General features: G+C 73.4%; 20 protein-coding genes and 1 pseudogene. 10 read left to right on the top strand and 11 right to left on the bottom strand.

The genetic code is table 11. The annotated features are described in order from the left end of the window. Positions 1 to 10 precede the first annotated feature (10 nt). Both ACTWP5_RS00415 and ACTWP5_RS00410 read right to left on the bottom strand, forming a co-directional pair. Entirely contained in the window at positions 11 to 1,525 is a 1,515-nt protein-coding gene (locus ACTWP5_RS00415) for an ABC transporter permease (protein WP_443218592.1), read from the bottom strand. Between the two features lie 254 nt (positions 1,526 to 1,779). Next, positions 1,780 to 3,504, bottom strand: a complete 1,725-nt coding sequence (locus ACTWP5_RS00410) for an ABC transporter family substrate-binding protein (protein ID WP_443218591.1) — start codon at positions 3,502 to 3,504, stop codon at positions 1,780 to 1,782. Between the two features lie 392 nt (positions 3,505 to 3,896). On the opposite strand from ACTWP5_RS00410, the gene ACTWP5_RS00405 reads away from it, so the two are divergent. From ACTWP5_RS00405 to ACTWP5_RS00375, 7 genes and pseudogenes are all read left to right on the top strand, one after another. Then, positions 3,897 to 4,538: a DUF2617 family protein gene (locus ACTWP5_RS00405; RefSeq protein ID WP_443218590.1), complete on the top strand. Its 642-nt coding sequence runs from the start codon at positions 3,897 to 3,899 to the stop codon at positions 4,536 to 4,538. Between the two features lie 69 nt (positions 4,539 to 4,607). Continuing rightward, positions 4,608 to 5,465: pseudogene (locus ACTWP5_RS00400) on the top strand (spermidine synthase); the annotation flags it as partial. A 180-nt stretch (positions 5,466 to 5,645) separates the two neighbouring features. Continuing rightward, positions 5,646 to 6,635, top strand: a complete 990-nt coding sequence (locus tag ACTWP5_RS00395) for a hypothetical protein (protein WP_443218589.1) — start codon at positions 5,646 to 5,648, stop codon at positions 6,633 to 6,635. A 195-nt stretch (positions 6,636 to 6,830) separates the two neighbouring features. Further along, the gene (locus tag ACTWP5_RS00390) at positions 6,831 to 7,661 is read left to right on the top strand and encodes an aldose epimerase family protein (protein WP_443218588.1); all 831 of its coding nucleotides are present in this window, start codon (positions 6,831 to 6,833) and stop codon (positions 7,659 to 7,661) included. 31 nt (positions 7,662 to 7,692) lie between these two features. Continuing rightward, the gene (gene pyrE, locus ACTWP5_RS00385) at positions 7,693 to 8,271 is read left to right on the top strand and encodes an orotate phosphoribosyltransferase (RefSeq protein WP_443218587.1); all 579 of its coding nucleotides are present in this window, start codon (positions 7,693 to 7,695) and stop codon (positions 8,269 to 8,271) included. Between the two features lie 534 nt (positions 8,272 to 8,805). Then, positions 8,806 to 9,828: a class II fructose-bisphosphate aldolase gene (gene fbaA, locus ACTWP5_RS00380; RefSeq protein ID WP_443218586.1), complete on the top strand. Its 1,023-nt coding sequence runs from the start codon at positions 8,806 to 8,808 to the stop codon at positions 9,826 to 9,828. A 19-nt stretch (positions 9,829 to 9,847) separates the two neighbouring features. Further along, positions 9,848 to 10,264, top strand: a complete 417-nt coding sequence (locus tag ACTWP5_RS00375) for a DUF3151 domain-containing protein (protein ID WP_443218585.1) — start codon at positions 9,848 to 9,850, stop codon at positions 10,262 to 10,264. 121 nt (positions 10,265 to 10,385) lie between these two features. Here ACTWP5_RS00375 and ACTWP5_RS00370 read toward each other — a convergent pair whose 3' ends face one another. The 4 genes from ACTWP5_RS00370 to ACTWP5_RS00355 form a co-directional block, all read right to left on the bottom strand. Beyond that, positions 10,386 to 11,498 (bottom strand): class F sortase, encoded by a 1,113-nt coding sequence (locus ACTWP5_RS00370; RefSeq protein WP_443218584.1) that lies wholly within the window; start codon positions 11,496 to 11,498, stop codon positions 10,386 to 10,388. A 10-nt stretch (positions 11,499 to 11,508) separates the two neighbouring features. After that, entirely contained in the window at positions 11,509 to 12,156 is a 648-nt protein-coding gene (locus ACTWP5_RS00365) for a hypothetical protein (RefSeq protein WP_443218583.1), read from the bottom strand. A 247-nt stretch (positions 12,157 to 12,403) separates the two neighbouring features. After that, positions 12,404 to 14,062 (bottom strand): ABC transporter permease, encoded by a 1,659-nt coding sequence (locus ACTWP5_RS00360; RefSeq protein ID WP_443218582.1) that lies wholly within the window; start codon positions 14,060 to 14,062, stop codon positions 12,404 to 12,406. Further along, on the bottom strand, positions 14,059 to 15,033 hold the full coding sequence (locus ACTWP5_RS00355) for an ATP-binding cassette domain-containing protein (RefSeq protein WP_443218581.1): 975 nt from the start codon (positions 15,031 to 15,033) through the stop codon (positions 14,059 to 14,061). The genes ACTWP5_RS00360 and ACTWP5_RS00355 overlap by 4 nt, the downstream gene beginning before the upstream one ends. A gap of 88 nt (positions 15,034 to 15,121) precedes the next feature. Here ACTWP5_RS00355 and ACTWP5_RS00350 point away from each other — a divergent pair, with 88 nt between their 5' ends. Next, complete coding sequence (locus ACTWP5_RS00350; RefSeq protein WP_443218580.1) at positions 15,122 to 15,883, top strand: GbsR/MarR family transcriptional regulator; 762 nt, start codon at positions 15,122 to 15,124, stop codon at positions 15,881 to 15,883. Here ACTWP5_RS00350 and ACTWP5_RS00345 read toward each other — a convergent pair. Continuing rightward, positions 15,795 to 16,586, bottom strand: coding sequence for a diacylglycerol kinase (locus ACTWP5_RS00345; protein WP_443218913.1), 792 nt, complete (start codon positions 16,584 to 16,586; stop codon positions 15,795 to 15,797). The genes ACTWP5_RS00350 and ACTWP5_RS00345 overlap by 89 nt on opposite strands. Before the next feature lie 149 nt (positions 16,587 to 16,735). On the opposite strand from ACTWP5_RS00345, the gene ACTWP5_RS00340 reads away from it, so the two are divergent. After that, positions 16,736 to 18,019: an adenylosuccinate synthase gene (locus ACTWP5_RS00340; RefSeq protein WP_443218579.1), complete on the top strand. Its 1,284-nt coding sequence runs from the start codon at positions 16,736 to 16,738 to the stop codon at positions 18,017 to 18,019. Between the two features lie 120 nt (positions 18,020 to 18,139). Here the strand turns inward: ACTWP5_RS00340 and ACTWP5_RS00335 are convergent, their stop codons facing one another. From ACTWP5_RS00335 to ACTWP5_RS00320, 4 genes are all read right to left on the bottom strand, one after another. After that, the gene (locus tag ACTWP5_RS00335) at positions 18,140 to 20,425 is read right to left on the bottom strand and encodes a serine/threonine-protein kinase (protein WP_443218578.1); all 2,286 of its coding nucleotides are present in this window, start codon (positions 20,423 to 20,425) and stop codon (positions 18,140 to 18,142) included. A 121-nt stretch (positions 20,426 to 20,546) separates the two neighbouring features. Next, entirely contained in the window at positions 20,547 to 22,709 is a 2,163-nt protein-coding gene (locus ACTWP5_RS00330) for a serine/threonine-protein kinase (RefSeq protein WP_443218577.1), read from the bottom strand. 234 nt (positions 22,710 to 22,943) lie between these two features. Further along, positions 22,944 to 23,390 (bottom strand): MarR family winged helix-turn-helix transcriptional regulator, encoded by a 447-nt coding sequence (locus ACTWP5_RS00325; protein ID WP_443218912.1) that lies wholly within the window; start codon positions 23,388 to 23,390, stop codon positions 22,944 to 22,946. Between the two features lie 92 nt (positions 23,391 to 23,482). Next, on the bottom strand, positions 23,483 to 24,172 hold the full coding sequence (locus ACTWP5_RS00320) for a DJ-1/PfpI family protein (protein WP_443218576.1): 690 nt from the start codon (positions 24,170 to 24,172) through the stop codon (positions 23,483 to 23,485). 64 nt (positions 24,173 to 24,236) lie between these two features. On the opposite strand from ACTWP5_RS00320, the gene ACTWP5_RS00315 reads away from it, so the two are divergent. Continuing rightward, positions 24,237 to 24,920 (top strand): GntR family transcriptional regulator, encoded by a 684-nt coding sequence (locus tag ACTWP5_RS00315; RefSeq protein WP_443218575.1) that lies wholly within the window; start codon positions 24,237 to 24,239, stop codon positions 24,918 to 24,920. Positions 24,921 to 24,937 lie beyond the last annotated feature (17 nt).

Below are 24,937 nucleotides of genomic sequence, written 5' to 3'. Positions count from 1 at the left end.
TGGGCTCCTCCTAAGACAGCCGGATGCGGGGGTCGAGGAAGGCGTAGACGATGTCGGCGATCATGTTGAAGATCACGATGGCGCCGCCGCTCACCAGGAAGAACGCCATGATCGGCATGGGGTCGCCCTCCTGGATGCCGGTCAGCAGCAGGGTGCCCATGGCGCGCCAGCCGAAGGCCGTCTCGGTGACCACCGCGCCGCCGAGGATGGTGCCGATGTCGTAGGCGCCGAGGGTGGTGATGGGGATCAGGCCGTTGCGCAGCACGTGGCGCGTGACGACGGCGCGCTCGCCCAGGCCCTTGGCGCGGGCGGTGCGCACGTAGTCCTGGTTCATGACCTCCAGCATGCTGGCCCGCGTGTAGCGCGTGTACTGGGCGAGCGAGAGCAGCACCAGGGCCAGGGTCGGCAGCGCCAGGTGGCCGAAGGAGTCGAGGCCGCTCTGCCAGAACGTGCCGGAGTAGTTGGGGGTCTCGGCGCCGATGGTGGAGATCGGGCGGCCGGCGACCGACTCGCTGTAGCTCTCGAAGCTCGTGAGCATCTGGTCGGTGAAGATCACCGCGCCGGTGAACAGGCCGGTGAAGATCGCGGCGGGGATCGCGTTGCGCCGGTACAGCTCGCCGCCCAGCAGCCAGCCGACGCCGAAGCAGATGCCGACGGTCAACAGCGCGAGCAGTCCGATGGTGGCGAGCGTCGGGTCGTCGAGCACCTCTTCGAGGGCGAAGTAGGCGACGATGCCGAGGCCGGCGGCGATCAGGGCCGCCTGGAGCGGCGGCTTCCACTCCAGCCCGCTGACGAGGGCGGTGAAGGCCGCCGCGCCGGCTATCGCGGTGAGGGCCACGATGGCGGGGCCGAGGCCGGGGTCGGCGAACCACTCGGTGGCCGAGAGGTACCGCAGCAGCGCCCCGGTGAGGACCGCGGTGCCGGCGAAGACGGTCAGGCGGGTGCGTCGGTCGCCGACGACGAGCGAGCCGCCGAACAGGCCGGCTATGACGGAGAGGACGATCGTGAACGTCCACGAGATCTCGGGCTCGACCAGCCAGTCGTTGAAGTCGATCGCCATGAAGTCCTTGAGGAGCGTGGCGGTCCAGAACAACGGCAGCGAGAAGCAGATGAACGCGAGGAACGTGACCGTCTGGTCGAGCGCGCTGTACTGGCGCAGCGCGGAGATGACGCCGATGGTGACGCCGACGACGATGGCCAGCACCGTGGCGCCGACCACCAGTTGGAGCGTCGCGGTGAGCGACTCCTCCAGCAACGTGTTGACGTCCTGCCCCCGGAGGTTCTCGCCGAGGTCTCCCCGCAGGACCACGTCACCGAGCCAGCGGAAGTAGCGGATGATCAGCGGGTCCTCCAGGTGGAGGCGCTCGGTGATCTCGGCTATCGCCGACTCGCGGGCGTTGTCCGGGAGCTGGCGTGCCGCGGCCAGCGGGTCCCTGATGTTGGTGGCGAGGAAGAAGATGACGACCGTGGAGGCCAGGAAGACCCAGACAGAGACGAAGAGCCGCCGCGCGATGAAGACGAGCATGGGCTGACTCCTGAGGAGATCGGGGGCGGTGAGCCGGCGGGGGTGCGGGACGGGTGGGTGGCCGGGGTTGGCGTGTTTGGCGGGGTATGCCGTTTTTGATGTTCCGCGCGGGGATTACGCGGGTTGAGCGGTACGGGCGGACGCGGGGCCGGGGGAGGTGCCCCCCGGCCCCGCGCGTGTCGCTCCATTGTCAGCACGGGCCGGGTGCCCGGCTCACCGGGGTGGTGGTGAGCCTGGGGCGCCCGGGTTCTCGCTTACCCCTTGCTCCACTCCGGCATGTTCCACACCACGCCGGTCTGGGACGGGTCGGGGACGACGTTCTGCACCGCCGAGTTCCAGGCGGTGATGCCCGGGTGCTGGAACAGCGGGATGGTGACCAGGTCCTCCCAGGCCAGCAGCTCGATCTGGCCGATGAGGTCGTTCACCTCGGCCGGGTCGGAGGTCCGCACGACCTGGTCGAGCAGCTCGTCCATCTCCGGGTTGTTGTAGCAGCCGTTGTTGTTGCCCTTGCCCTCGGCGGAGCACTCCTCGACCGAGCGGTAGGTGGAGTTCCAGCCGGAGACCTGCGAGGAGCCGATCCAGGCGAACATCGCGACGTCGAAGGTGTTCTGCGCCAGGCCACCCTCGGTGTCGAAGAAGTCGTCGGCGGCCTCGAACTCGACGTTGAAGCCGGCCTCGTCACACGCGGCCTTGATCAGGTTGCCGGTGTCGACGCGGCGCTGGAGGTTCAGGGTCTCCAGGCGGATCGTGGTGCCGACCGCGTCCTCCTCCTCCAGGATCTGGCGCGAGCGCTCCAGGTCCTGCGTGCCGTACTCGGCGACCACGTCGGCGACGGCGGCGTTCACGTCCTCGTAGCCCGCGTCCCACGGGGCCACGTTGCGGATGTTCTTGACCTCGGCGTCGGGGACGACCGGCTTGATCAGGTTGTCCACGATCTGCTGACGCGGCACGCAGAGGGCGAACGCCTCACGCAGGCGCGGGTTGTCCGCGAACGGGCCGTCGTTGAAGTTGAAGTCGAGGTGCTCGTAGGTGTACTGGTTGCCGACCTCGGAGGAGATCGTCGCGCCGGTGGCCTGCTCGATCTGCTGGGCCATGTCCACCGTGGGCTGCGGGTGGATGACGTCGACCTCGCCGTTCTGGAGGGCCTGGACCTGCTCCTCCTCCGGGATCGTCCGGATGACGATGGTCTCGGTGGCGGCCGGCGTGCCCCAGTAGTTCTCGTTGCGGGTCAGCGTGACCGACTCGCCCTCACGGAAGTCCGTCAGCATGTACGGGCCGGAGGACGGGATCAGCGCCGGGTCGGGCAGCTGGCCGGTGATGACCCAGCCCTCGTTGAAGAAGGCGGCGGCGTCGGCCAGCGCGTCGGCGTCCTGCTCCTGGAGCGCGGTCAGGAACTCCTCGGGGGTGAGGCCGCCCTGCTCGGCGACGACGTGCGCCGGCATGATCGCGGTGTTGCCGTGACCGGGGCTCGTGCTCTCCCAGTCGGCGAACGGCTGGTCGTAGACGAGGCTGAACTCCTTGCCACCGGCCTCGCACTCGGGCATCGCGGTGTCCTCGACGCCCTGGGTGCCGACGGCGGAGAACAGGCCCTCCATGGCGCCGGACTGCTGGGTCCACCACAGCAGGATGTCGTCGCAGTCGATGGCCTCGCCGTCGGACCACGCGGCGTCCGCGTGCAGGGTGTACTCGACGGTCAGCGGGTCGTCGGAGGTCTTCTCGTAGGTGCCGAACTCCTCGTTCGGAACGATCGAGCCGTCCCCGTTGCCGAAGTTCCAGAAGCCGCTGTGCACCCAGTTCATGACCGTGCTGTTCATGGACGAGTTGGCGGCCGCGGTGGTGTTGTTGTAGCTCTGGAACGGCTGGGCCTCGGCGAGCGTTATGGTGTCGCTCGCGTTGGTCGTGTCGTTCCCCCCTTCCTCATCATCGTCTGAACCGCCACACGCAGAGAGGACCAACGCCCCTCCGAGCATGGCCGCCATGACTTTCGACGTTGTGCCGAATCGGGTCATCTCGGGCCTTCCGCGGTGTGTGACTTCGGGTGTGAAGTTGCGGAGAGCTTCCTCACAGAATCGAGCGTGAACAAGTGCACCTCGGTGACCGTTGTGCAGCCGAGATGTGAAACAGGCTGAGCCGTTACCATCTTGTCGTGTCATTTCCTCTCAAAAGGGACCTTTCATTGCTCGGGACGCGCGTAGACCTGGCACGTGTGTTCGTTATACGACCGTGAGGTCGGGGAACACCTGAGCCCCCGTGACCCCGGGCGGATGGAAACACGGCGAAGTTGGGTAAAAACGCTGTGGTGGCCTGGAGTTCCGTGATTCGGTGATGTCGGTCCGGACCCACTCAACCGCTTGCGCGCGGGAGCCGACCCATGCTCACCACCATCCACACCTCCTTCACCGACACCAGGGCCAGTGACCTCGCCTGGGCCCTCGGCCGCGGCCCCCTCCCCTCCCTCGCCACACTCGACCTCGACCTGGTCCAGGCCCGCGTCCAGCTGCGGGTGCTCGGCGCCTCCCACCAGGTCCTGCTGGAGTCCCCCGCCGGGGACTGCTCCGAGACGGTCGCCTGCATACCCGGCAGCACCACCCCGCTCCCCCTCGGCGTCTCCAAGCGGCTCGGGAACTTCGACTACGAGTTCGCGGCGCGGGTGGAGACCCTCGGCGCCGGCTCCTTCATGGGCCGGGCCCAGGAGCTGCTCGCGCTCGTCGCCGACCACCCCCAGGGCCTCGCCGGCGTCTTCCCCGGCGACCCGAACGCCTTCACCGCCCTGCTCGCCCAGCGCCAGGGTCCCCAGGTGCACTGGCGTACCTGGCACACCTACCCCCAGGAGCGTCGGCTCGTCGCGACGAGGACCCGGCTGTGTCAACGGCGCGACGAGCGTCGCGCCGCGGTGACGCCGGCCTCGGCCGCCGGCAGTGCCGCGACGGCCTCCGCGTGGACGCCGCACGAGGCCCTCAGGGCACCGCAGACACACGCGTCGATGACCGTGCACCGATCGACGCTCCCATAGCGAGAGATAACCAGTAATCCACCCCTGTGGGTGACAAATTAACTCTGAAGTGTGACGTAACGTCGGTTCATGATCGAGACGTCAGAGCCCATGTCCGCGAGCGGCGCCGCGGCGGAGGACAGGGGCGCGGACGCCGAGTTGCCCGTTCCGCCGGGCACCGGACGGCTCCTGGTCCTCCTCGCCGTCTTCGTCTGCGCCGCCTGCGGACTGGTGTACGAGCTGGAGCTGATCGCCCTCGCCGACCACCTCGTCGGCGACACCGTCACGCACACCTCCGTGGTGCTCTCCCTGATGGTCTTCGCGATGGGCATCGGGTCGCTCGGCGCCAAACGGCTGCGCCGGCGGGCCTCGTTCAACTTCGGGCTGATCGAGGCGCTGCTGGCGCTCGTCGGCGGCAGTTCGGCGATCACCCTCCACCTGTGCTTCGTCGCCTTCGGCGAGTCCAGGCCGCTGCTGGTGGGCCTCTCCCTCGTGATCGGCGTGCTCATCGGCGCCGAGATGCCCCTGCTGATGACCCTCATCCAGCGCATCCGCCGGCAGGACCCGGGCCGCGCCCTGGCCGACCTCACCGCCGCCGACTACGTGGGGGCGCTGCTCGGCGGGCTCGCCTTCCCCTTCCTGCTGCTGCCGTGGCTGGGCCAGCTCACCGCCCCCATCGTCACCGGCGCGGTCAACGTGCTGGCCGGCGGCGCGGTGGTGCTGTGGCTCTTCCGCCGCGACCTCAGCCGCCGCGCCCGCCGCCGGCTCTACGCGGTCAACGCCGTGGTGCTGGCGGCGCTGCTCGTCTGCGTCGCCTTCGTGGGGTCCGTGGAGCGGGCGGCGGGGCGGGCGCTGGAGGAGTGCCGGGAAGGGCAGGGCCGGGGCGGCGACACGTGCGCGGCGGCCGGCCACGAGGAGCCGGAGGGCGAGACCGGCGGCGGGGCGGGCGGACACGTGGGTGGCCGGTGAGCGGACAGCCGGGTGGGCGGGCCGGTGACGGACGGGGCGGGCGGCCGGGCGGGAGCGGGGGAGGAGGAGCGGGTGGGAGACCGGTGACGGAGGGCCCGTGGTGAGGAGACGGTGAGGAGATGAGTGATCCCGTCGCGGGGGCTGGGTAGGCTCCGCCGCATGGTGCACGAGGTCTATGTCCCGTTTTCCGCGTCCGTGGTGCGGAGCGCCCTCGCCGAGCCGGCCCGCGTCGCCCGCTGCCTGCCGGGTTTCCAGCCCGGCCCCGAGGAGCCGCTGAAGGACGCCCGCCTGCGGGTGCGGATCGCGGGCTCCACCATCACCTACCGAGGCGACCTCGCCCTCGCGGCCGACGGCGAGCGCCTCGTCGTCGAGGGCACGGGCGCGGAGGCCCGGGGCGGTGGCACGGTCCGCCTCTCCCTGACCGTGACCGCCCGGCCCGTGGCGGACGGCACCGGCAGCACCCTCGCGTTCGACGGCGAGGTAGCGGGCACGGGTCGGATCACGGGCGCCACGCCCGAGCAGCGGGAGGCCGTCGGCCGCCGCCTGCTGGACCGTTTCGCCGAGGCGTTCGCCGAGGAGCTGAGCGGCCTCGTGCCCCCGGCCGCGCCTCCCGCGACGCCTCCCGCGGCGCCGCCCGTCGAGCCGGCCGTCGGCGGGATCGGCGGCCCCGAGGACAACGAGCCGGCCATCCCCGCCATCCCGGCGCCCGACACGGCCCCCGACACCGCGCCCGACACGGCACCCGAGGAGGTCGAGGCGGTGGAGCTCAGCGAGCTCGCGGACTTCGGCGAGCTGGGGGAGCTCGGCGAGCTGGACGAGCTGGAGGAGGCGGGGGAGCTCGGGGAGCCGAGCGAGGTCGAGGACGGCGACGCGCTGCCCCAGACGTTCGACGAGGACCTGAGCGACGACCTCGCCCGCGCGGACGTCCCGCCCGAGCCGGAGGCCGACGTTGCCCGCCGCACCATGATCGGCCGCAGCGCCGAGGAGGTCGACCACGCCCCGCCCCGCGGCCGGTACGCCCCCGCGCCGACGCCCGGCCACGGCTCCTCGGCGGCGGCGACGCTGCGCTGGGCCGCGCCCGTGGCGGCGGTCGCGATCACCACGGCCGTGGTCATCGGTCGCCGCCTGCTGCGGCAGCGCGGGCGCTGATCCCCGGGCCGCCTCGCGCGCGGCTGGCGTATGACTCGCATGACTCGCGCCTGACTCGCGTGTCGCCGGAGCACGGCTCGCGGCGTCCCCGCCCGGCCCGGTGGCAGCCCGGCCCCGCCTGGTGTTCTCCCGTGGCGGCCGACGACGCGCCCGGGGGCGCCCTTCGCGTCGCCGACACCGGATCGTTATCGTCATATGGTGACCACATCATCTTCCGAACCCTCCACCGATCTCGGCGTGCGCCTCAGGGCCGGAGACACCGAGCTGCTGCTGCGGCCCGACCAGGGCGGGCGGATCGCCTCGCTCACGGTCGGCGGCGTCGAGCTGCTGCGGCAGGGTGAGCGGTTCGGCAGCTTCCTGATGGTGCCCTGGTGCGGACGGACCCGGGAGGGCGTCTTCCTCAACGGAGCCCGCCGCCACCAGCTGCCGATCAACGCGGCCCCCCACGCCATCCACGGCACCGTCCGCCACCTCCCGTGGCGCACCCTGCACGCCGACGCCACCTCCGCCCGGCTCGACTGCGAGCTCGACGAGCCGTGGCCCTACCGGGGGCGGGTGACGCAGACCGTGGAGCTCGCCGAGGACGGCGGCGGCGTCACGCTCACGCTGGGCGTGGAGACGGCCGGCGACTCCTTCCCCGCCCAGGCGGGTTGGCACCCCTGGTTCCTGCGGTCGCTGACCCCGGGCGGACCGGAGGTCGAGATCGACTTCGACGCCGCCTGGCAGGAGGAGCGCGGCGAGGACCACCTGCCGACCGGGCGCCGCGTCGAGCCCGGACCCGGCCCGTGGGACGACTGCTTCGGCATGCCCGACGGCGTCTCGGTCCGGCTCACCTGGCCGGGCCAGCTGGAGCTGACCGTCGCCAGCCGCGACGAGTGGGTCGTCGTCTACGACGAGCTGCCCGAGGCGGTCTGCGTCGAGCCGCAGTCCGGGCCGCCCAACGGCCTCAACACCCACCCCCGGCTCGTCACCCCGATCGAGCCGCTGGAGATCGCCACCACCTGGTCGTGGCGGTCGCCGGCGTGAGGACCGTGGGGCTCGCGTAGGGTCGGATGCCATGTCGGATGCCATGAACGTGAGTGGACGCGAGGAGCCGCGCGAGCGGCTGAGGGAGCGGCTGCGGGCGCAGCTGCGGGAGAAGGCCGTCGTCCACGGCCGGGTGGTCCTCTCCTCCGGCCAGGAGTCCGACTACTACGTGGACGTGCGCCGCGTCACCCTCGACGGCCAGGCCGCGCCGCTGGTGGGTCAGGTCATGCTCGACCTCACCGAGGAGTGGGACTTCGACGCGGTCGGCGGCCTGACGCTGGGCGCCGACCCGGTGGCCGCCGCCATGCTCCACGCGGCGGCGGCCCGGGGCCGGCGGCTCGACGCGTTCGTGGTGCGCAAGGAGCAGAAGACCCACGGCCTCCAGCGGCGGATCGAGGGGACGGACGTCGCCGGCAGGCGCGTGCTGGTGGTGGAGGACACCTCGACGACGGGGTCCTCGGCGCTGACGGCCGTCGAGGCCGTGCGCGAGGCCGGGGCCGTGGTGGCGGGCGTCGCCGTGATCGTGGAGCGCGGCGCCGCGCCCGCCGTCGAGCGCGCCGGCCTGCCCTACCTCCACGCCTTCGACGCCGCCGACCTCGGCCTCGGCTAGGCCGTGTCGGCCTGATCCACCAAGATCCGAACGACACGGCCTGGGGCCCGTCGTCCGGGGCCGCCGCGGCCCGCGCTGGCCGGTTTCCCGGCCGACCGCGTCGCCGGGCCGCCGCCCAGGGACTTCCCCACGCCCCGCCGCGCGGTGCGGGAGGCGCCCTCACCGCTCAGCGGGTCCGGGGACGTCCTCCGCCTGGCGACGGGCCGCGTCCGACGCCGCGGGCTGGGCCACGAGGATCCACCGGACGGGCCGTGGGGCCTTGCGACCGAACCGTCACGGCCCGCGCCGCCCGGCGCCCGAAGCCTCTGGCGCACCGTCCGGACCCCGGCGGGGCCTTGAGGGAGGGGAGCCGCGGGAGGGCGCGAGCCCGACGGTGATGGCGGGACAGCCGGCAGGGCCCGTCCGGTGGCCCGCCCGGGGCCGTTCGTCGCCGGGCGTCCGCGTGGGCCGCCCGGTGGCTGGACGCGCGAGGGGCCGCTGGCCGGGGTCTGGGAGGATGGGCGCGAGGCGCTTCGAGTCTGAAGGAGTGGACAGATGCCCATCGCGACCCCAGAGGTCTACAACGAGATGCTCGACCGGGCCAAGGCGGGACAGTTCGCCTATCCCGCCATCAACGTCACCTCGACGCAGACCCTGCACGCCGCGCTCCGCGGCTTCGCCGAGGCGGAGAGCGACGGCATCGTCCAGATCTCCACGGGCGGCGCGGAGTTCCTGGGCGGTCAGTACAGCAAGGACATGGTCACCGGCGCGGTCGCGCTGGCGGAGTTCGCGCACGTCGTGGCCGCGAAGTACCCGGTGAACATCGCGCTCCACACCGACCACTGCCCCAAGGGCAAGCTCGACGGGTACGTCCGCCCGCTGCTGGAGATCTCCGCGAACCGGGTCGCCCGGGGCGAGAACCCGCTCTTCCAGTCCCACATGTGGGACGGCTCGGCCGAGACGCTGAAGGACAACCTCTCGATCGCCGAGGAGCTGCTGGCGAAGGCGGCGGCCGCCCGGATCATCCTGGAGGTCGAGATCACGCCGACCGGCGGCGAGGAGGACGGCGTCAGCCACGAGATCAACGACGAGCTGTACACCACCGTCGACGACGCGCTGCGCACCGCCGAGGCCCTGGGCCTGGGCGAGCGCGGCCGGTACCTGCTGGCCGCCTCCTTCGGCAACGTCCACGGCGTGTACAAGCCGGGCAACGTCGTGCTCCGCCCCGAGCTGCTGCGGGAGCTCCAGGACGGCGTGGCGGAGAAGTTCGGCAAGCAGGACCCGTTCGACTTCGTCTTCCACGGCGGCTCGGGCTCCACGAAGGAGGAGATCGCCACCGCCCTCGCCAACGGCGTGGTGAAGATGAACCTCGACACCGACACCCAGTACGCCTTCACCCGCCCGGTCGCGGACCACATGTTCCGCAACTACGACGGCGTGCTGAAGGTCGACGGCGAGGTCGGGGACAAGAAGACCTACGACCCCCGCAGCTGGGGCAAGCTGGCCGAGGCGGGCATGGCGGCCCGCGTCGCCGAGGCATGCGCCGACCTGCGCTCCACCGGCAACCGGCTGCGTTGAGGCGGAGGGAGTGACCGCGATGGTGACCGGAGAGAACCTGCTGGAGGGCCCGCCCCCCACGCGCCTGCCCGACGACCCCGCGCCGCGCGAGCTGCTGGCGGCGGGCACGCCGGCCAGCGAGGTGGCGGCGCGGCACCCGGCCTCGTCGCTGGCCTGGGCGCAGCTGGCGGACGAGGCGTTCGCCGGGGGCCGCGGCGTCGAGTCCTACGCGTACGCCCGCACCGGGTACCACCGCGGCCTCGACGCGCTGCGGCGCAACGGCTGGCGTGGCCACGGCCCGGTCCCGTGGGAGCACGAGCCGAACCGCGGCTTCCTGCGCGCGCTGCACGCGCTGGCGCGCGCGGCCGAGGCCATCGGGGAGCGGGAGGAGGCCGAGCGCTGCTCGACCTTCCTGCGCGACAGCTCGCCGACGGCGGCGGAGACGCTCGCCGGCTAGCTCCCCTTCACAGGCGGCTTCCCTGCGCCGGCCGGCTCGCCTCGCCGACCGAGCCAGCCGCCTCCCCGACCGACCCGCCTCGCCGGCCGGCCCCTTCCACCGGCCGGCGCGGCACCGTCGGTCAGGGTGTGGTGACGGGGGTCGCGCTCCGTGGCGTGAGGTGGGCGTAGGCGACGATGTTGGAGTCGTAGCCCCCGTCGGAGGTCCACCGCCCGCCGCAGGTGATCAGCCGCAGCTGCGCGGAGTTGACCGAGCCGTAGACCCGCTCGTCGGGGAACGCGGTCTTCGGGTACTGCTCGACGGAGTCGACGGCGAAGACGGCGGTCTCCCCGTCGGCCCGCACGATCTCGATGGTCTCGCCCGGCCGCAGCTGGCCGAGGCCGGCGAACGCGGCCGGGCCGTCGAAGGTGTCGAGGTGTCCGACGATGATGGCGGCGCCCCGCTCGCCGGGCGAGACGCCCCCGGCGTACCACGCGGCCCGCATCGCGTCCTCCTCCGAGGGCGTGGGAGGGCCGCCGTCGGGCGAGAGGTCGGCGGCGATCACCTCGACGTCGGTGTTGAGTTGCGGGATGCGGACGCGCACCGGCACGGAGCGCTCCAGCGGCGCGGCCACGAGCGTCGCCGGCTGTCCGGCGAGCAACGGGTCGAGGTTCGCGGTGGAGCCGACGTTCGGCGGCGCCCCCGGGGCGTCCACGGCACCGGGCCGCGACACCCCGTCGGCGATCATGCTGGAGGCCCGTGCCTCGCGGACGCCTCCGCCGCCGACGGGCCCGTGGATTCCGGCGAGCACCCCGACGGTGGCGGTGACGACGACGGCCGCCACCTCCAGACGACGGCTGCGGACGGCGAGCCGCTGGTGGCGGTTGCGCGCGCCGCGCGTGCTCAGCAGGCGCAGCGGGGCGGCGACGGTCCGGCCGCAGCGGGCGGCGAACCGCCAGCAGCGGCCCGCGCCCCGGCGGCAGCGGGCGGCGCCCCGGCCGGTGGCCCGGCCCGTGGCCCGGCCGGTCCTGGCCGAGGCGCCGGCCAGGGCGAGGGCCAGGGCACGGACCGGGCGCACCACCGCGGCCAGGCCGGCGACGAACCAGGCGGCCAGCCGCCTGGCCCCCCGCACCGGGGCGAGGACCAGGCGGACCAGCCCAGCCCACACGGCCCGGCACGCCCGGCCGGGAAGGCTGCCGAGCAGCCTGGCCAGACGGGCGAGGCGGGCCGCGACGCGTCGTGGGGTTCTGGTCACGCCGGGGCCTTCAGTAGGAGTGGTTGCCGGAGCGACGGCGACGGGAGAGGAACACGTACGCGGCCGCGCCCACGGCCGCCACGCCGCCGCCGACGGCCAGCGCCGTGGCCTGGGTGGAGCCGCTGGTGCCCGCCGCGCCCGTGCTCTGCCCGCCGAAGCCGGCCGAGGCACCGCCGGTGGGCGTGGCGGCGGTGAAGGTGAAGGGCGCGGAGATCGTGCTCCCGTCGGCGCAGACCACCGTGAACTGGTAGGTGCTGCCGACGGCGAGGCCGCTGGTCCTGATGGTGCCGGTGCCGGTCCAGACGCCGTTGGACTCCCGCAGCGAGACGCTCTCCTGGAGGGCGTCGGAACGGGCCGGGCTGCTGGGCTGGCAGGCGGCGGTGATGGTGACGGTGGAGCCGGCGCCGCCCGAGGACGGGCTGATGGACAGGAGGGACGACGTGCCGTCCTGGGCCACGCGGTCGCGGTCGCTCTCGACGTTGCCCGCGCTGACGGCGACCTCACGGTCGGCGTCGCCGTGGGCGGTGGCGGCGGCCGGTCCCGTCAGCGCGAGCCCGAGGAGGGTCGCGCCGACGAGGGCCAGGCCACGGCCGGCGGTGCGGGGGAGACGGCGGGAGGTGTGGTGCGGACGCGTGGAGTGCTGCGTGGTGCGGGTCATGGGGTTCGTTGACCTTCCGGGTCGATGCGCTCACGCGCGGGCGCGTGACGGGCTGTCACCCATGCCAACAGCCCGTGTCCGAGCGCGCACCCGGAGTGGGTCCCCACGGGTGAGACCGGCCGCCGCCCGGGGGAAACGGCGGCGACCGGTCTCGGTTCTGCGGGGGCCCGCGCCACGGCGGGCCCCTGGGCTACGCGGGCCCCGCGGAGCTACGCGGGCCCACGAGGCCCACGAGGCCCACGCGGGCCTACTTCGACTCCAGGTCACGGCGGCGGAAGCCGAGCAGCCCCAGCCAGACCAGGACCCCGGCGAGCACGGTCATGACCAGCAGCGGCGTCCACTCCAACGAGGCGGCCGGGACCTGCGGCACGTGCCCCACGGGCGAGAAGTTCGTCAGCCCGTCGGGCATGTCGATCAGTTCACCCAGGTAGACGACCAGGAAGGAGTAGATCGGCACCGCCCAGGCCAGGGCGCTCAGGCGCGGCAGCCAGCCGAAGAGCACCAGCGAGATCCCGGTGGTGACCCACAGGGCGGGCGCGTACGCCAGCGCGGAGCCCGTCAGCTTCCACAGCAGCTCGCCGTCACCGACCGAGGCGGCGCCCGCGAGCCCGAAGCCGAGTCCGCCGAGCACCAGCACCAGCGTGCCGCCGGCCAGCGACACCGCGACGTGGCCGCCGACCCAGCGGTCGCGCGAGAGGGCGGTGGCCAGCACGGGCTCGGCCCGGCCGCCGGTCTCCTCCGACCGGGCCCGGCCCACCGTCATCACCGAGAACGCGGCGGTGATGATGGCCAGGAAGCTCATGATCACGGAGGCGAAGCCCTCGGTCAGGTCGCCGCCGAGCTCGGCCACGGACTCCTGGAGCTGGTCGATGTCCTCCAGCATCTCCTCGGCCTCGCCGAGGATGGAGCCGTACATCATGCCGAAGAGCAGCATGCCGACGGCGAAGCCGATCAGCACCCCGGCCTGGAGGCGGAGTGCGAGGCCGACGGGGGTCGCCAGGCGCGGCGAGGCGGTCGGGCGGCCGGGCCGCGGCGGGCGCAGCCCGCCGCCGACGTCGCGTCGGGCGCTGAGCCGGTACGCCGTGGCGAGCGCGACGGCGGAGAAGGCGAGGACGATCAGCAGCGGCCACCAGCGGTCGTCCACGTAGACGTAGGTGCGCTGCACCCAGCCGATGGGGGAGAGCCAGGACAGCGCGTCGGCGCCGGTGTCACCGGCGGCGCGCAGCACGAAGGCGAGGCCGACGAAGGCCAGCGCCATGCCGGTGGAGCCGCGGGAGAACGGGGTGATCTGCGCGGCGACGGCGGCGACGGCCGCGAACAGCACGCCGGCGGCCAGGTGGATGGCGCCGAAGAGCCAGGCCCCGCCGGTGGTCATGCCGTCCAGGCCGCTGGTGGCCATGGTGGCGACGAGGACCAGCGCGAGCACGAGGTTGGCGAGGGTGGCCAGTGTCACCGCGGCCGTCAGCTGGGCGTGACGGCCCACCACGTTGGAGCGCAGCAGCTCGGCCCGGCCGGTCTCCTCCTCGGTGCGGGTGTGCCGGACGACGGTGAACACGCTCATCATGCCGACGGCGATGGCCGTGTAGGCCAGCAGCTGGTGCGCGGTGATGGCGCCGAGGTTGTAGTCGGTGAGGTAGTGCTCGGGGCCCGTCATGGCCAGCATGGCCGGGGTGTTGACGGTCTGGGCGAGCTCCGCCTGGTCGCTGGGCTCGCCGTAGCTCGTCTCGAAGCTCGACAGCGAGGAGACGACGGTCAGCCACAGCGCGAGGACCCAGACCGGCAGCCGGACGCGGTCGCGGCGCAGCGCGAACCGCAGCAGCGTCCACGTGCCCGCGAGGGCGGTGTCGCGGGCGGAGGGCGGGGTCGGGCTGGCGGTGGGCGCCTTCCCGACGGCGGTGGCGGTCATCGCGCGGCCCCGGACGCGTCGTCGGCCGCGGCGGGCTGCCCGTTGGCGTGCCCGTTGGCGGCGAGCTCGTCGCCGTAGTGGCGCAGCATGAGCTCCTCCAGCGTCGGCGGGTGGCTGACGAGGGAGCGGACGCCGAAGCCGCTGAGGTGGCTGACGACGGCCTCCAGGTGGGTGCCGTCCACGCTGAGGTGGGTCCTGCCGTGCTCGGTGCGCACGTCGTGGACGCCGGGCAGCTCCGCGAGCCCCGTCGCCGGCTTGGCGGTCTCCACCTCCATGGTGGTGCGGGTGAGGTGGCGCATGTCCTGGAGGGTGCCGGACTGCACGATGCGGCCGAGGCGGATGATGCTGATGCGGTCGCACAGCTTCTCCACCTGGGCGAGGATGTGGCTGGAGAGCAGCACGGTCCTGCCCTCCTGGGTGGCCTGTTTGATGACGTCCTGGAAGACCACCTCCATCAGCGGGTCCAGTCCCGCGGTGGGTTCGTCGAGGAGTAGCAGGTCGGCGTGGGAGGCGAGGGCGGCGACGATCGCGACCTTCTGGCGGTTCCCCTTGGAGTAGGTGCGGCCCTTCTTGCTCGGGTCGAGGTCGAAGCGCTCGACGAGCTCCGCGCGGCGGGCGGTGTCCAGACCGCCGCGGAGCCGGGCGAGCAGGTCGATGGCCTCGCCGCCGGTGAGGTTCGGCCACAGCTCGACGTCGCCCGGCACGTAGGCGATGCGCCGGTGCAGCGCCACCGCGTCGCTCCAGGGGTCACCGCCGAGCATGCGGACGGTGCCGGAGTCGGCGCGCAGCAGGCCGAGGAGGACGCGGATCGTCGTCGACTTCCCGGCGCCGTTCGGCCCCAGGAAGCCGTGGACCTCCCCGGTGGCCACCTCGAGGTCGAGCCCGTCGAGGGCACGTGTGGAACCGAAGGTCTTGACCAGCCCGGACACGGCGATGGCCGCGTCGGCAGCGTCATGTGTAGCCTGGATCATGAAGAGGAAGCTACTGTATTTTCAGGAATTTCTGAAGTTACGAACCCGTTAAGATATTGCGTTCGAACGGCGTTGAGAGGATGGTGGCGTGACTGATCGACGTTCCGCCCCCCAGCCACCCGGGCCAGCCGGGCCTGTCGGGCCGCCCGAGCCCGCCGAGGAGCCGTCGGGCGAGCTCTCCCCCGCCGCCGCCGCGTTCGTGGAGCGGCTCGCCTCCGATCTCGTGGAGGCCGGGATGCAGCGCATGGCCTCCCGGGTCTTCGCCTGCCTGATGGTGGCCGACGAGCCCGCGCTGACCTCGGCGGACCTCGCGAGCCGGCTGCACGTCTCGCCGGCCGCGATCTCCGGCGCGGTGCGCTACCTCTCGCAGATGCACCTGCTCGGCAGGGAGCGGCAGCCGGGCTCCCGGCGCGAGCGGTACCGCCTCAACGCCCACATCTGGTACGAGGCCATGACCGGGCGGGACGTGACGATCAAGCGCTGGCAGGAGACGCTGCGCGCCGGCCTCGGGGTGGTCTCCACCGAGTCGGCGGCGCGGGAGCGGCTCTCGGAGATGGCGGAGTTCATGAGCTTCCTCGACGAGGAGCTCGCCGCGATGCTGGAGCGCTGGCGCCAGCGGCAGCCCCGCCCGTTCGGCGGGGCGGCGGCCGGTGCGTCGGGCGAGTCCGGCCGCGTCCTCGGCGACGACGACGGCGGCCTCGGCGACGGCGTCCGTGACGGCGAGGCGACGGCGGGCGGCGAGGCGCGGGAGGCCGGCGAGGTCAGGGGGAGGGCTGGCGAGGCCGTGGACCCGGCACCGGACCGGCCGGCGCCGTCGTCGGCGGGTCGCTCAGGGGCGCCGGCATCGTGAGGCGCAGCGCGTCGGGACAGACGGTCCACGTGCGGGTGCGCGTCGGCCCCTGGGTGACTGCGTTGGCGCGGTAGCTGAACGCGGGCCCCGAGACGGTGACCGAGGTGGCGCGGGCCGTGACGTCGTCGCTGGCCGGGCACTGCCGCACCACCACCTCCGCGAGGCCGCCCGACGCCCGCACCGACACCCCCGCCACCGGGCGGTCGAGGTCCGCCAGCACCCGCCCGTCCGCCTCCACCCGCAGCCGGCGCCGCTGCGCGTGCCGCCGCATGAACGGCAGCGCCGGCAGCACCCCGCCGGGCGCGGGGATGCCGAGGGCGCCCAACACCACCCCGCCGGTGTCGTCCGTCAGCAGGTCGAACCGGCGGTCGGTGCCGCTGAGCGCGGTCCGGGAGGCGGTCACCGCGTCCGTGGGCACGCCCAGCGCGCGCGCCACCGCGACCGAGGGCGCGGCGCCGACCGGCACCACCGCCAGCGGGCTGCTGCCGAGTTGACCGTGGAGGTGCAGCACGCGCACCGCGTTCAGCAGCGCCCGGTCGTCCCCGACGATCACCACCCGCTGGCCGTCGCGCCCGAGCCGTCGGGCCAGCGCCCGCGCGATCGACTGCGGCCGGTCCAGCACGCACACCGTGGCGTCGGCCGCGCCCGCGCACAGCACGTCCCTGGCGATCCGCACCGACTCGCCGTCGGCGCGCCGGGCCATCGGATCGATCACGATGAGCACCTGTTCGCCTCCCGGCAGTCTGTCCCGTAAGCTCGCTGTGCAAGAGCCCCTGTCGCGATTGCGCCAGGGGTTTCGTCGGTCCGGGGCAGCACTCTCGTAGCTTCCCCGCTCGAAAGGGGTGTACGCCTGTGCCCGCACTTGTGCTGCTCGGTGCTCAGTGGGGTGACGAGGGCAAAGGCAAGGCCACCGACCTGCTCGGCGGTTCCGTGGACTACGTGGTCCGGTACCAGGGGGGCAACAACGCCGGCCACACCGTGGTCGTGGGCACCGAGAAGTACGCGCTGCACCTCCTGCCCTCGGGCATCCTCTCCCCCACCTGCACCCCGGTGATCGGCAACGGCGTCGTGGTGGACCTGAAGATCCTCTTCGCCGAGCTCGACGGCCTCACCGCGCGCGGCATCGACACCTCCCGCCTGCTGATCAGCGGCAACGCCCACCTCATCACGTCGTTCCACCAGACCCTCGACAAGGTGACCGAGCGCTTCCTCGGCAAGCGCAGGATCGGCACCACCGGACGCGGCATCGGCCCGGCCTACGCCGACAAGGTCAACCGGGTGGGCATCCGCGTGCAGGACCTGTTCGACGAGTCGATCCTGCGGCAGAAGGTCGAGGCCGCCCTCGACTACAAGAACCAGGTCCTCGCCAAGCTGTACAACCGCAGGGCGATCGGCCCCGAGGCGGTCGTCGAGGAGCTGCTCGGCCACGCCGAACGCCTCGCCCCGTACGTCACCGACACCGCCCTCGTGCTCAACCGGGCGATCGACGCCGGCAAGGTCGTCGTCTTCGAGGGCGGCCAGGGCACGCTGCTCGACGTCGACCACGGCACCTATCCGTTCGTGACGTCCTCCAACCCGACGGCCGGCGGCGCCTGCACCGGCTCCGGCGTGGGCCCCACCCGCATCGGCCGGGTCATCGGCATCCTGAAGGCGTACACCACGCGCGTGGGCGCCGGCCCGTTCCCCACCGAGCTGCACGACGCGGACGGCGAGCGGCTGCGCACCGTCGGCGGCGAGTTCGGCGTCACCACGGGGCGCACCCGCCGCTGCGGTTGGTTCGACGCCGTGATCGCCCGCTACGCGACGCGGATCAACGGGCTGACGGACTTCTTCCTCACCAAGCTCGACGTCCTCACCGGCTTCGAGCGCATCCCGGTCTGCGTGGCGTACGAGATCGACGGCCGGCGCGTCACCGAGCTGCCGTACAGCCAGAGCGACTTCCACCACGCCCAGCCGGTCTACGAGTACCTGCCGGGGTGGAGCGAGGACATCTCCAAGGCCCGGTCCCTCGGCGAGCTGCCGCCCGCGGCACGGGAGTACGTCCGGGCCGTGGAGGAGATGTCCGGCGCGCCGGTCTCGGCGATCGGGGTCGGTCCCGGTCGGGACGAGACGATCGAGATCCGGTCGTTCCTCTGACCACTGCGGTGACACCGACGACTCCGGTGACACCGACGGCTCCGGTGACACCGACGACTCCGGTAACACCGATGACCCTGGCAACACCGCGGTCCGCTCACACCTCCGTCGACGCCGCGGTCAGAAGTACGCCTCCCAGTCGGCGGTGAACTCCTCGTCGGTCGCGTCCAGCCGCTGGAACCTCAGCTCGTAGGAGAACTCGGCGGTGATGAAGCGGGACGTGACCTCGTAGGCGGGCAGCGGCTCGCAGGAGCCGTCGGTGACCTCACCGGGGCCGAAGAGCGCGACCTCGCCGCCGGTCGTGCCCGAGACGATCTGCGCCTCCCACTCACACTCCTCGTTGGTGTAGGTGGCGGCCAGGTCGCCGACGGCGGCGATCGTCTCGATGGAGATGTCGAGGTTGCCGTAGGGGCTCTCGGCGGTGAACTGGCCCATGTGGCTGCTGGGCATGGCGTCCTCCTCCGCGTCGGTCGCCCGCTCCATCACCGCCGTGAGGCCCTCCTCGGGGTTGGTCCACAGGACGCTGTCGTCGCTCTGGAGCTCCAGCGTCTGCTCGCCGTAGGCGCCGCACTCGGCGGTCGAGGGGACGGCGCCGGTGATCTCGCTCGTGACGGTGATGGTCTCGCCGTCGATGGACACCAGCTCGCCGGTGCCCAGGCACAGCAGCTCGGCGTGGAGGTTCCACGTGGTGGCGACGGTCTGGCCCGCGGCCCCGGTCGCGATCTCCATGCGGCGGAAGGTGCCGACCTCCTCGCCGCTCGCGTCGGTGATCTGTCCCTCCCAGGCGCCGACGAGGTCCTCGGGCACGGTGTCGGTCGGCTCCTGGGTGGTCGGGTCGTCCGTCGGCTCCTCGGTGGTGGGGTCGTCGGTCGGCTCGTCCGTCGGGTCCTGGGTGGCCGTGGGGGTCGGGTCCCCGCCCCCGCCACCGGCCTGCTCGTCGCCGCCCGCGGACAGGGCGACGATCGTGACGCCGACGATCAGGGCGATCGCGGCCACCGCGGCGGCCACCACGATCCACATCGTGCGGTTCCTGTCCCCGCCCTGCGGCCCCCGGGGTCCCTGCGGTGCCACGCTCGGGTGGTAGGGGGAGGAGGCGCCCCCCGGCGGCGTGGCGCCGTAGCCCGGGGTGGGGGAGGTCTGCTGCGGGTAGCCGTACCCGGCCGCCGGGTAGCCGTAGCCGCCCTGCGCGCCGACCGCGGGCGCGGAGGTCTGGGTCTGCCCGTAGGGCGGGCTGACCGGGGTGGGCGGCGGCGACGGCTGGGGTGACGGTTGGGGCGACGGCGGCGGTGACGGCTGGGCCGCGGGAGGCGGCGGTGAGGGAACGGGGGAGGGCGGCGCGCTCGGCGGCGGCGTCGTCGGCGGGGCCACGGACGGCGGGGGCGTGGTCGGCGGCGCGGCGGGCGGCGGGCTCATCGTCGGGGGCGGTGGCACGGTCGGCATGGCCGGCGGCGGCGCCGTGACCGGGAACGGCGGGGCCGTCAGCGGGTCCTCCGAGTCCAGCAGCTCCATGGCGTGCCGGCCCAGCGTCGCCACCAGGGCGCCGGGCAGCCACGGCTCCCGGTCGTCCGCCTCGCCGTCCTCGCCCTCCGCGCCGGGCGCCTCGGTCCACTCCTGGAGCTGGTCGAGGCTGGGGCGCTGGGTGGGCTCGGGCGCCAGGCAGGCCTCGACCAGCCGGCGTATGCCCTCCGGCACGCCGTCGAGGTCCTTCTCGTCCTGCACGATGCGCAGCATCAGCGCCGTCATGGCGCTGTTGGCGTCCCCGAACGGGGTGCGTCCCGTGGCGGCGAAGGTCAGCACCGAGCCGAGGCAGAAGATGTCGCTGGCGGGGGTCACCGTCTCGCCGCGGCACTGCTCGGGGGACATGAAGCCGGGGGAACCCACGGCGGCGCCGGTGCGGGTCAGCCCCTCGCCGCTGGCCTCCAGCGCGCGGGCGATGCCGAAGTCGATGACGCGGGGGCCGTCGATGGTGACCAGCACGTTCGACGGCTTCAGGTCGCGGTGGACCAGGCCGGCGCCGTGAATCGCCTTCAACGCCCGGACCAGGCCGCCCGCGAGGATGCGCAGGGTCCGCTCGGGCAGGTTGCCGTAGGCGCTGGTGACCACCTCGTGGAGGGAGGGGCCCGCGACGTAGCCCGTGGCCACCCACGGCGTCTCGGCCTCCGTGTCGCCGCCGAGCACCGGGGCGGTGAACTCGCCGCCGACGCGGCGGGCCGCCTCGACCTCCTGCTTGAACCGCTGCCGGAACTCCGGCTGCCGGGCGAGCTCCGGCTGCACCAGCTTCACCGCGACGGTGCGGCCCCGGTCGGAGCGAGCGAGGTACACGCTGCCCATGCCGCCCGCGCCAAGCTTCGCCAACAGCCTGTACTGGCCCACGCGTTGAGGGTCCGTAGGCCCGAGCGGTTTCATGTCCTGCTCTCCTTCGCTCTGCTAAGCCTCATGAGGATAGGGGCGACCCCGCGCACCTGGGAGGACAGAGGCCGAACCGTGATCGGTTCCCGGCGGGAGCCGGGCGTGGCCGAGCCGTGGCTCAGTCGTTGTAGACCGGGTACGGCTGCTCGTGGGGACCGGTGGTCCACAGGATCTGGAGGGTGCCGTCGGACTCGACCCAGGCCCAGGAGCTGGCGGCCGGGCTGCACTCCTCGCTGCTCTGGTCCTCGATCAGGATCTCGGGGGAGAGCAGGACCCGCTCGCCGTCCACGCCGGCGATCCGGTTCTCGGTGACGCAGGTGGTCTCGTCCCGGGTGAACGACCACCACATGACGGTGTCGCCGACCGCGCCCTGCTGGAGGGTGACCTCGTCGAGGCCGTTCTCGACCTCGTCGGTCGTGTACGCGTCGTACCAGGAGCCGACGAGGGACGACGGGACGAGCTGGTCCCCGCCCTGGCCCGAGGAGCCGAGCGTGGCCTCCTGCTCGCCGCCGCCGCTCCACAGCATCTCGCCGCCGCTGCTGAGCTCCAGCGTCTGGACGTTGGGGTTGTCGCGGCAGGTGGCCTGCGCCTCGGACTCCGGCACGCTGCTGGTGGCGACCTCGGTGTAGCTGAGGAGGTTGTCCTCGAAGGACTCCAGGCGCATCTCGTAGAAGCACGTCGTGTCGAAGTACGTGACGGTCGAGGTGCCGATGGCCTCGCCCGTCGCGCCCTGCTGGATGTCGAAGAACAGGGCCTTCCAGCCGTCCTCGCCCTGCGAGCCGTACTCGCCGTACCAGGCGCCGAGGTAACCGTCGGCGATGGGGGTCTCCGGGGGCGTGGTGTTCCCGCCGCTGCCGCCGTTGTCCCCGCCGCCGTTGTCTCCGCCTTCGCTGCTGCCGCCGTTCGCGCCGGGCCGTTCGTTCTCGTCGCCGCCGGAGAGGGCGACGGCCCCGACCACCGCGACGAGCGCGACCGCGGCGACGGCGGCCAGGGCGATGAACAGGGTGCGCCGCTGGCGCTGCTGGCCGGACGGGGGCGGCGTGCCGTAGGGCGAGGGCCCGTACGGGGAGGCCTGCTGCGGGTATCCGTAGCCGCCGGAGGGCGGGGACGCGGACGGGGACTGGGGCTGGGGCTGGGACGGGGGATACGGCGTGGCGGGGCCGTAGGGCGAGGCCATGGCGCCGGTGCCCGGACCCTGCTGGGCGTGGGGCGTGGGCTGCTGCGGCGCCTGCGGCTGTTGGGGCTGCTGTGGCTGGAGGGGCTGCGCCAGCTGCGTCGGCTCGTAGGGCTGCGTCGACGGGGAGGGCTGCGAGGGCGGCGGCGGGGAGGTCGGCAGGTCGACGCGGGGGATGTTCTGGGTCTCGGGGCTCTCCGAGTCCAGCAGCGAGACCGCCTCACGCCCGAGCTGGGCGACGAGCGACCCCGGCAGCCACGGCTCGCCGTCGGCCGCCGCGACGCCGCCCGCGCCCGGCGCCGGGTACCCGAGCAGGTCGTCCACGGTCGGCCGCTGTGCCGGGTCCTTGGCCAGGCAGGCGGATATGAGATGGCGGAGGCGCTCCGGGACGTCCGTCAGGTCCGGCTCCTCCTCGGCGATGCGGAAGAGCAGGACGTGCTGCCCGGAGTCCAGGTTGCCGAAGGGGGTGCGGCCGGTCGTCGCGAAGGCCAGCATCGTGCCCAGACAGAAGACGTCGCTGGCGGGGGAGAGCCGCTGGCCACGCACCTGCTCGGGGGACATGAAGCCGGGGGAGCCGACGGTGGCGCCGGTGCGGGTCAGGCCCTCACCCGGCGCGGTCTCCAGCGCGCGGGCGATGCCGAAGTCGATGACGCGGGGGCCGTCGATGGTGACAAGCACGTTCGACGGCTTCAGGTCGCGGTGGAGCAGCCCGGCGCCGTGGATGGCCTTCAACGCCTGCGCGAGACCGCCCGCCAGCAGCGTCACGGTCCGCTCGGGCAGCGGTCCGTGGTCGCGGGCGACGACCTGGTGGAGGGAGGGGCCGGCGATGTAGCCCGTGGCGACCCAGGGCGTGGCGGCCTGCGTGTCGGCGTCCAGCACGGGCGCGGTCCACTGGCCGCCGACGCGCTGGGCGGCGGTGATCTCCTGGGCGAAGCGCTGCCGGAAGTCGGGCTCCTGCGCCAGCTGGCCGATGATGGTCTTGACCGCCACCGTCCTGCCGCGGTCGGAACGGGCGAGGTAGACCGTGCCCATGCCGCCCTCGCCGAGCCGGGCCAGCAGGCGGTACGGGCCTATCCGGTGTGGGTCCTGCGGCGTCAGCGGTTCCATTTGGGCGGACTCCCCCCCGTTTCGAACAGAGTGCGTCTCTTCCAGACGTCACGAGAATAGGGTGCGGTTCCTCCGGCGGAGCACGCGCCTCCGGATCGTGTGCTGTCCGTGGTGGGTGTCCCCCTCGTGGGAGCGCCGCACCCCCGTCCCGCGTTCCCCCGGGGAGGTCGTACCTCGCAGGCAGGATAGAGGCCGTGTGTCCAGACCGTGAGTGGCCTTCACGTTGTAAGACTGTCACAGATCGGCAGGCGGTTCGGTCACGGACAGCTCGTCGAGGGCGCGGCTCAGGCGGGTGAGGGCGTCGAGGACGGCGGCGAACTCCGCCTCGCCCCCGAGGGCCCGGCTCAGGCGGGCGGCGAGCTCCCGGTGACCCGGGTCGATCCGGGTCACCGCCTCCCGCCCGGCGGCCGTGGGCGCCAGCAGCTTGGCGCGGCGGTGGGCGGGGTTGGGCTGGTACGTGGCGAGGCCGCGTTCGACGAGCAGGTCGGCGACGCGCTGCACGCTCTGCCGGGTGATGCCCATGACCCGCGCTATCCCGGCGACGGGCAGCGGCTCGCGGAGGACCGCGCCCAGCACCTGCCACCAGGCGGCCGTCAGCCCGGCGGGCGCGGCCAGCCGCTCGGCCACGGCCAGGAACTTCCCGTTGAGCCCGAAGGTGGTCAGGGCGGTGCCGGACAGCAGCTCCTGCTCGCGGTCGCCCGCCTCGCGTCGCCCGGCCGCCGTGTCCCGCGGGACGTCCCGCGCGCCGTCCGTCCCCGTGCGCTCCGCTCGGCTCACGCCGCGCCCCGTTCGCCCTCGTGCCGCTCGCCCCGCGCCTGCTCGCCCGCCGCCTGCTCGTGCGCGGCGAGGACCGCGTACGCCGAGGCGTCGGAGTGCGCGAAGAGACGGAACCAGGCGTCGAGGACCTTCGGCTCGAAGACGTCGAGCCGGTCGAGGATCTCGCGGGCGAACGCCTCGGGCTCGGTGGGCCCCGCCGTGATCAGGTCCCCGTCCGTGACGGCGTCCGCCTCGCGGTAGTGGGCGGCCCCCGCGTAGCCCGTCGCGGCCAGCGCCTCGGGCGCCCCGGCTGTGTGGGCGCGGTCGTCGAGCAGACCCTCCCGCGCCAGCCCGCCGACGGCGCCGCAGATCGCGGCGACGGGCACCCCGCCCGCCAGGAAGGCGCGGGCCACCTGGGCGAACGGCGCCAGCGTCTCCCCCGTCTCCCACAGCTCGGCGCCCGGCAGGATCAGCAGCGCGCTGCCGGCCGGACCGAGCTCGTAGAGGGCGCGGTCGGGCAGCACGCGGAGCCCGCCCATCGTGGTCACGGGCTCGCGGCGGGGGCCGACGGTGACCACGCGGTAGCCCTGGCCGCGCAGCGCGGTGGTGGCGTGGCCCGTCTCCCAGTCGGCCATCGTGTCGTAGACGGCCAGGTGGACGGTGCGGGAGGAGGCGGTCGGGACGTCGGTGGCTGCGTTGTGTGTCATGGCAGCATGCTGTCAAAACGACAGCCTGCTGTCAAGTGTGGCGGGGGTCTGTACGCTGACTGACGTGATTCAACGGAGCACGCTGCGGGAACAGCTCGCCGAGGCGCTGCGGGAGGAGATCCTGGCCGGACGCCTCGCGCCCGGCGGCGAGTTCACCGTCCGGGAGATCGCCGAGCAGTACGGCGTCTCGGCGACTCCCGTCCGCGAGGCCCTGGTCGACCTCTCCGCCCAGGGGCTGCTGGAGGTCGAGCAGCACCGCGGCTTCCGGATACGGCAGTACACGCTCGCGGACTTCCGGCACATGGTCGACGCCCAGACCCTCGTCACCAAGGGGATACTCCACCACCAGCCCGCCCTCACCCTGCCGGGTGCGGTGCCCGAGGCGTTCACCTCGATACGCCGCCGTGCCCACGCCGCGCGGGAGGCGGCGCTCGCGGGCGACCTGGACGTCCTCATCGCCTACGACCTGCGCTTCTGGCGGGAGCTCGCCGCCCTCCTCGGCAACCCGCACGTCAGCGAGTTCCTCGACCGGCTCCGGGTCCGCTGCTGGGCCTTCGCCGTACCGCTGCTGCGCGGCGTCGTGCCCGGATCGAGCCGGTACGGGGGCGGGCTGGCGGGGCGGCTGTGGGCGGACCATCCCGAGCTGGCCGACGTCGTGGAGCGGCGCGACTTCGAGGCGACGGAACGGCTGTTGCGTGAACACCGGGCCCACTCCCTCGCGCTGGCCGCCGAGCTCACCGACTCCTGACGGGCGGCCACGCCACC

It is taken from the genome of Streptomyces sp. 4N509B (assembly GCF_052245655.1).
Lineage (GTDB): Bacteria > Actinomycetota > Actinomycetes > Streptomycetales > Streptomycetaceae > Streptomyces.
This window is presented reverse-complemented; position numbering and strand designations above follow the sequence as displayed.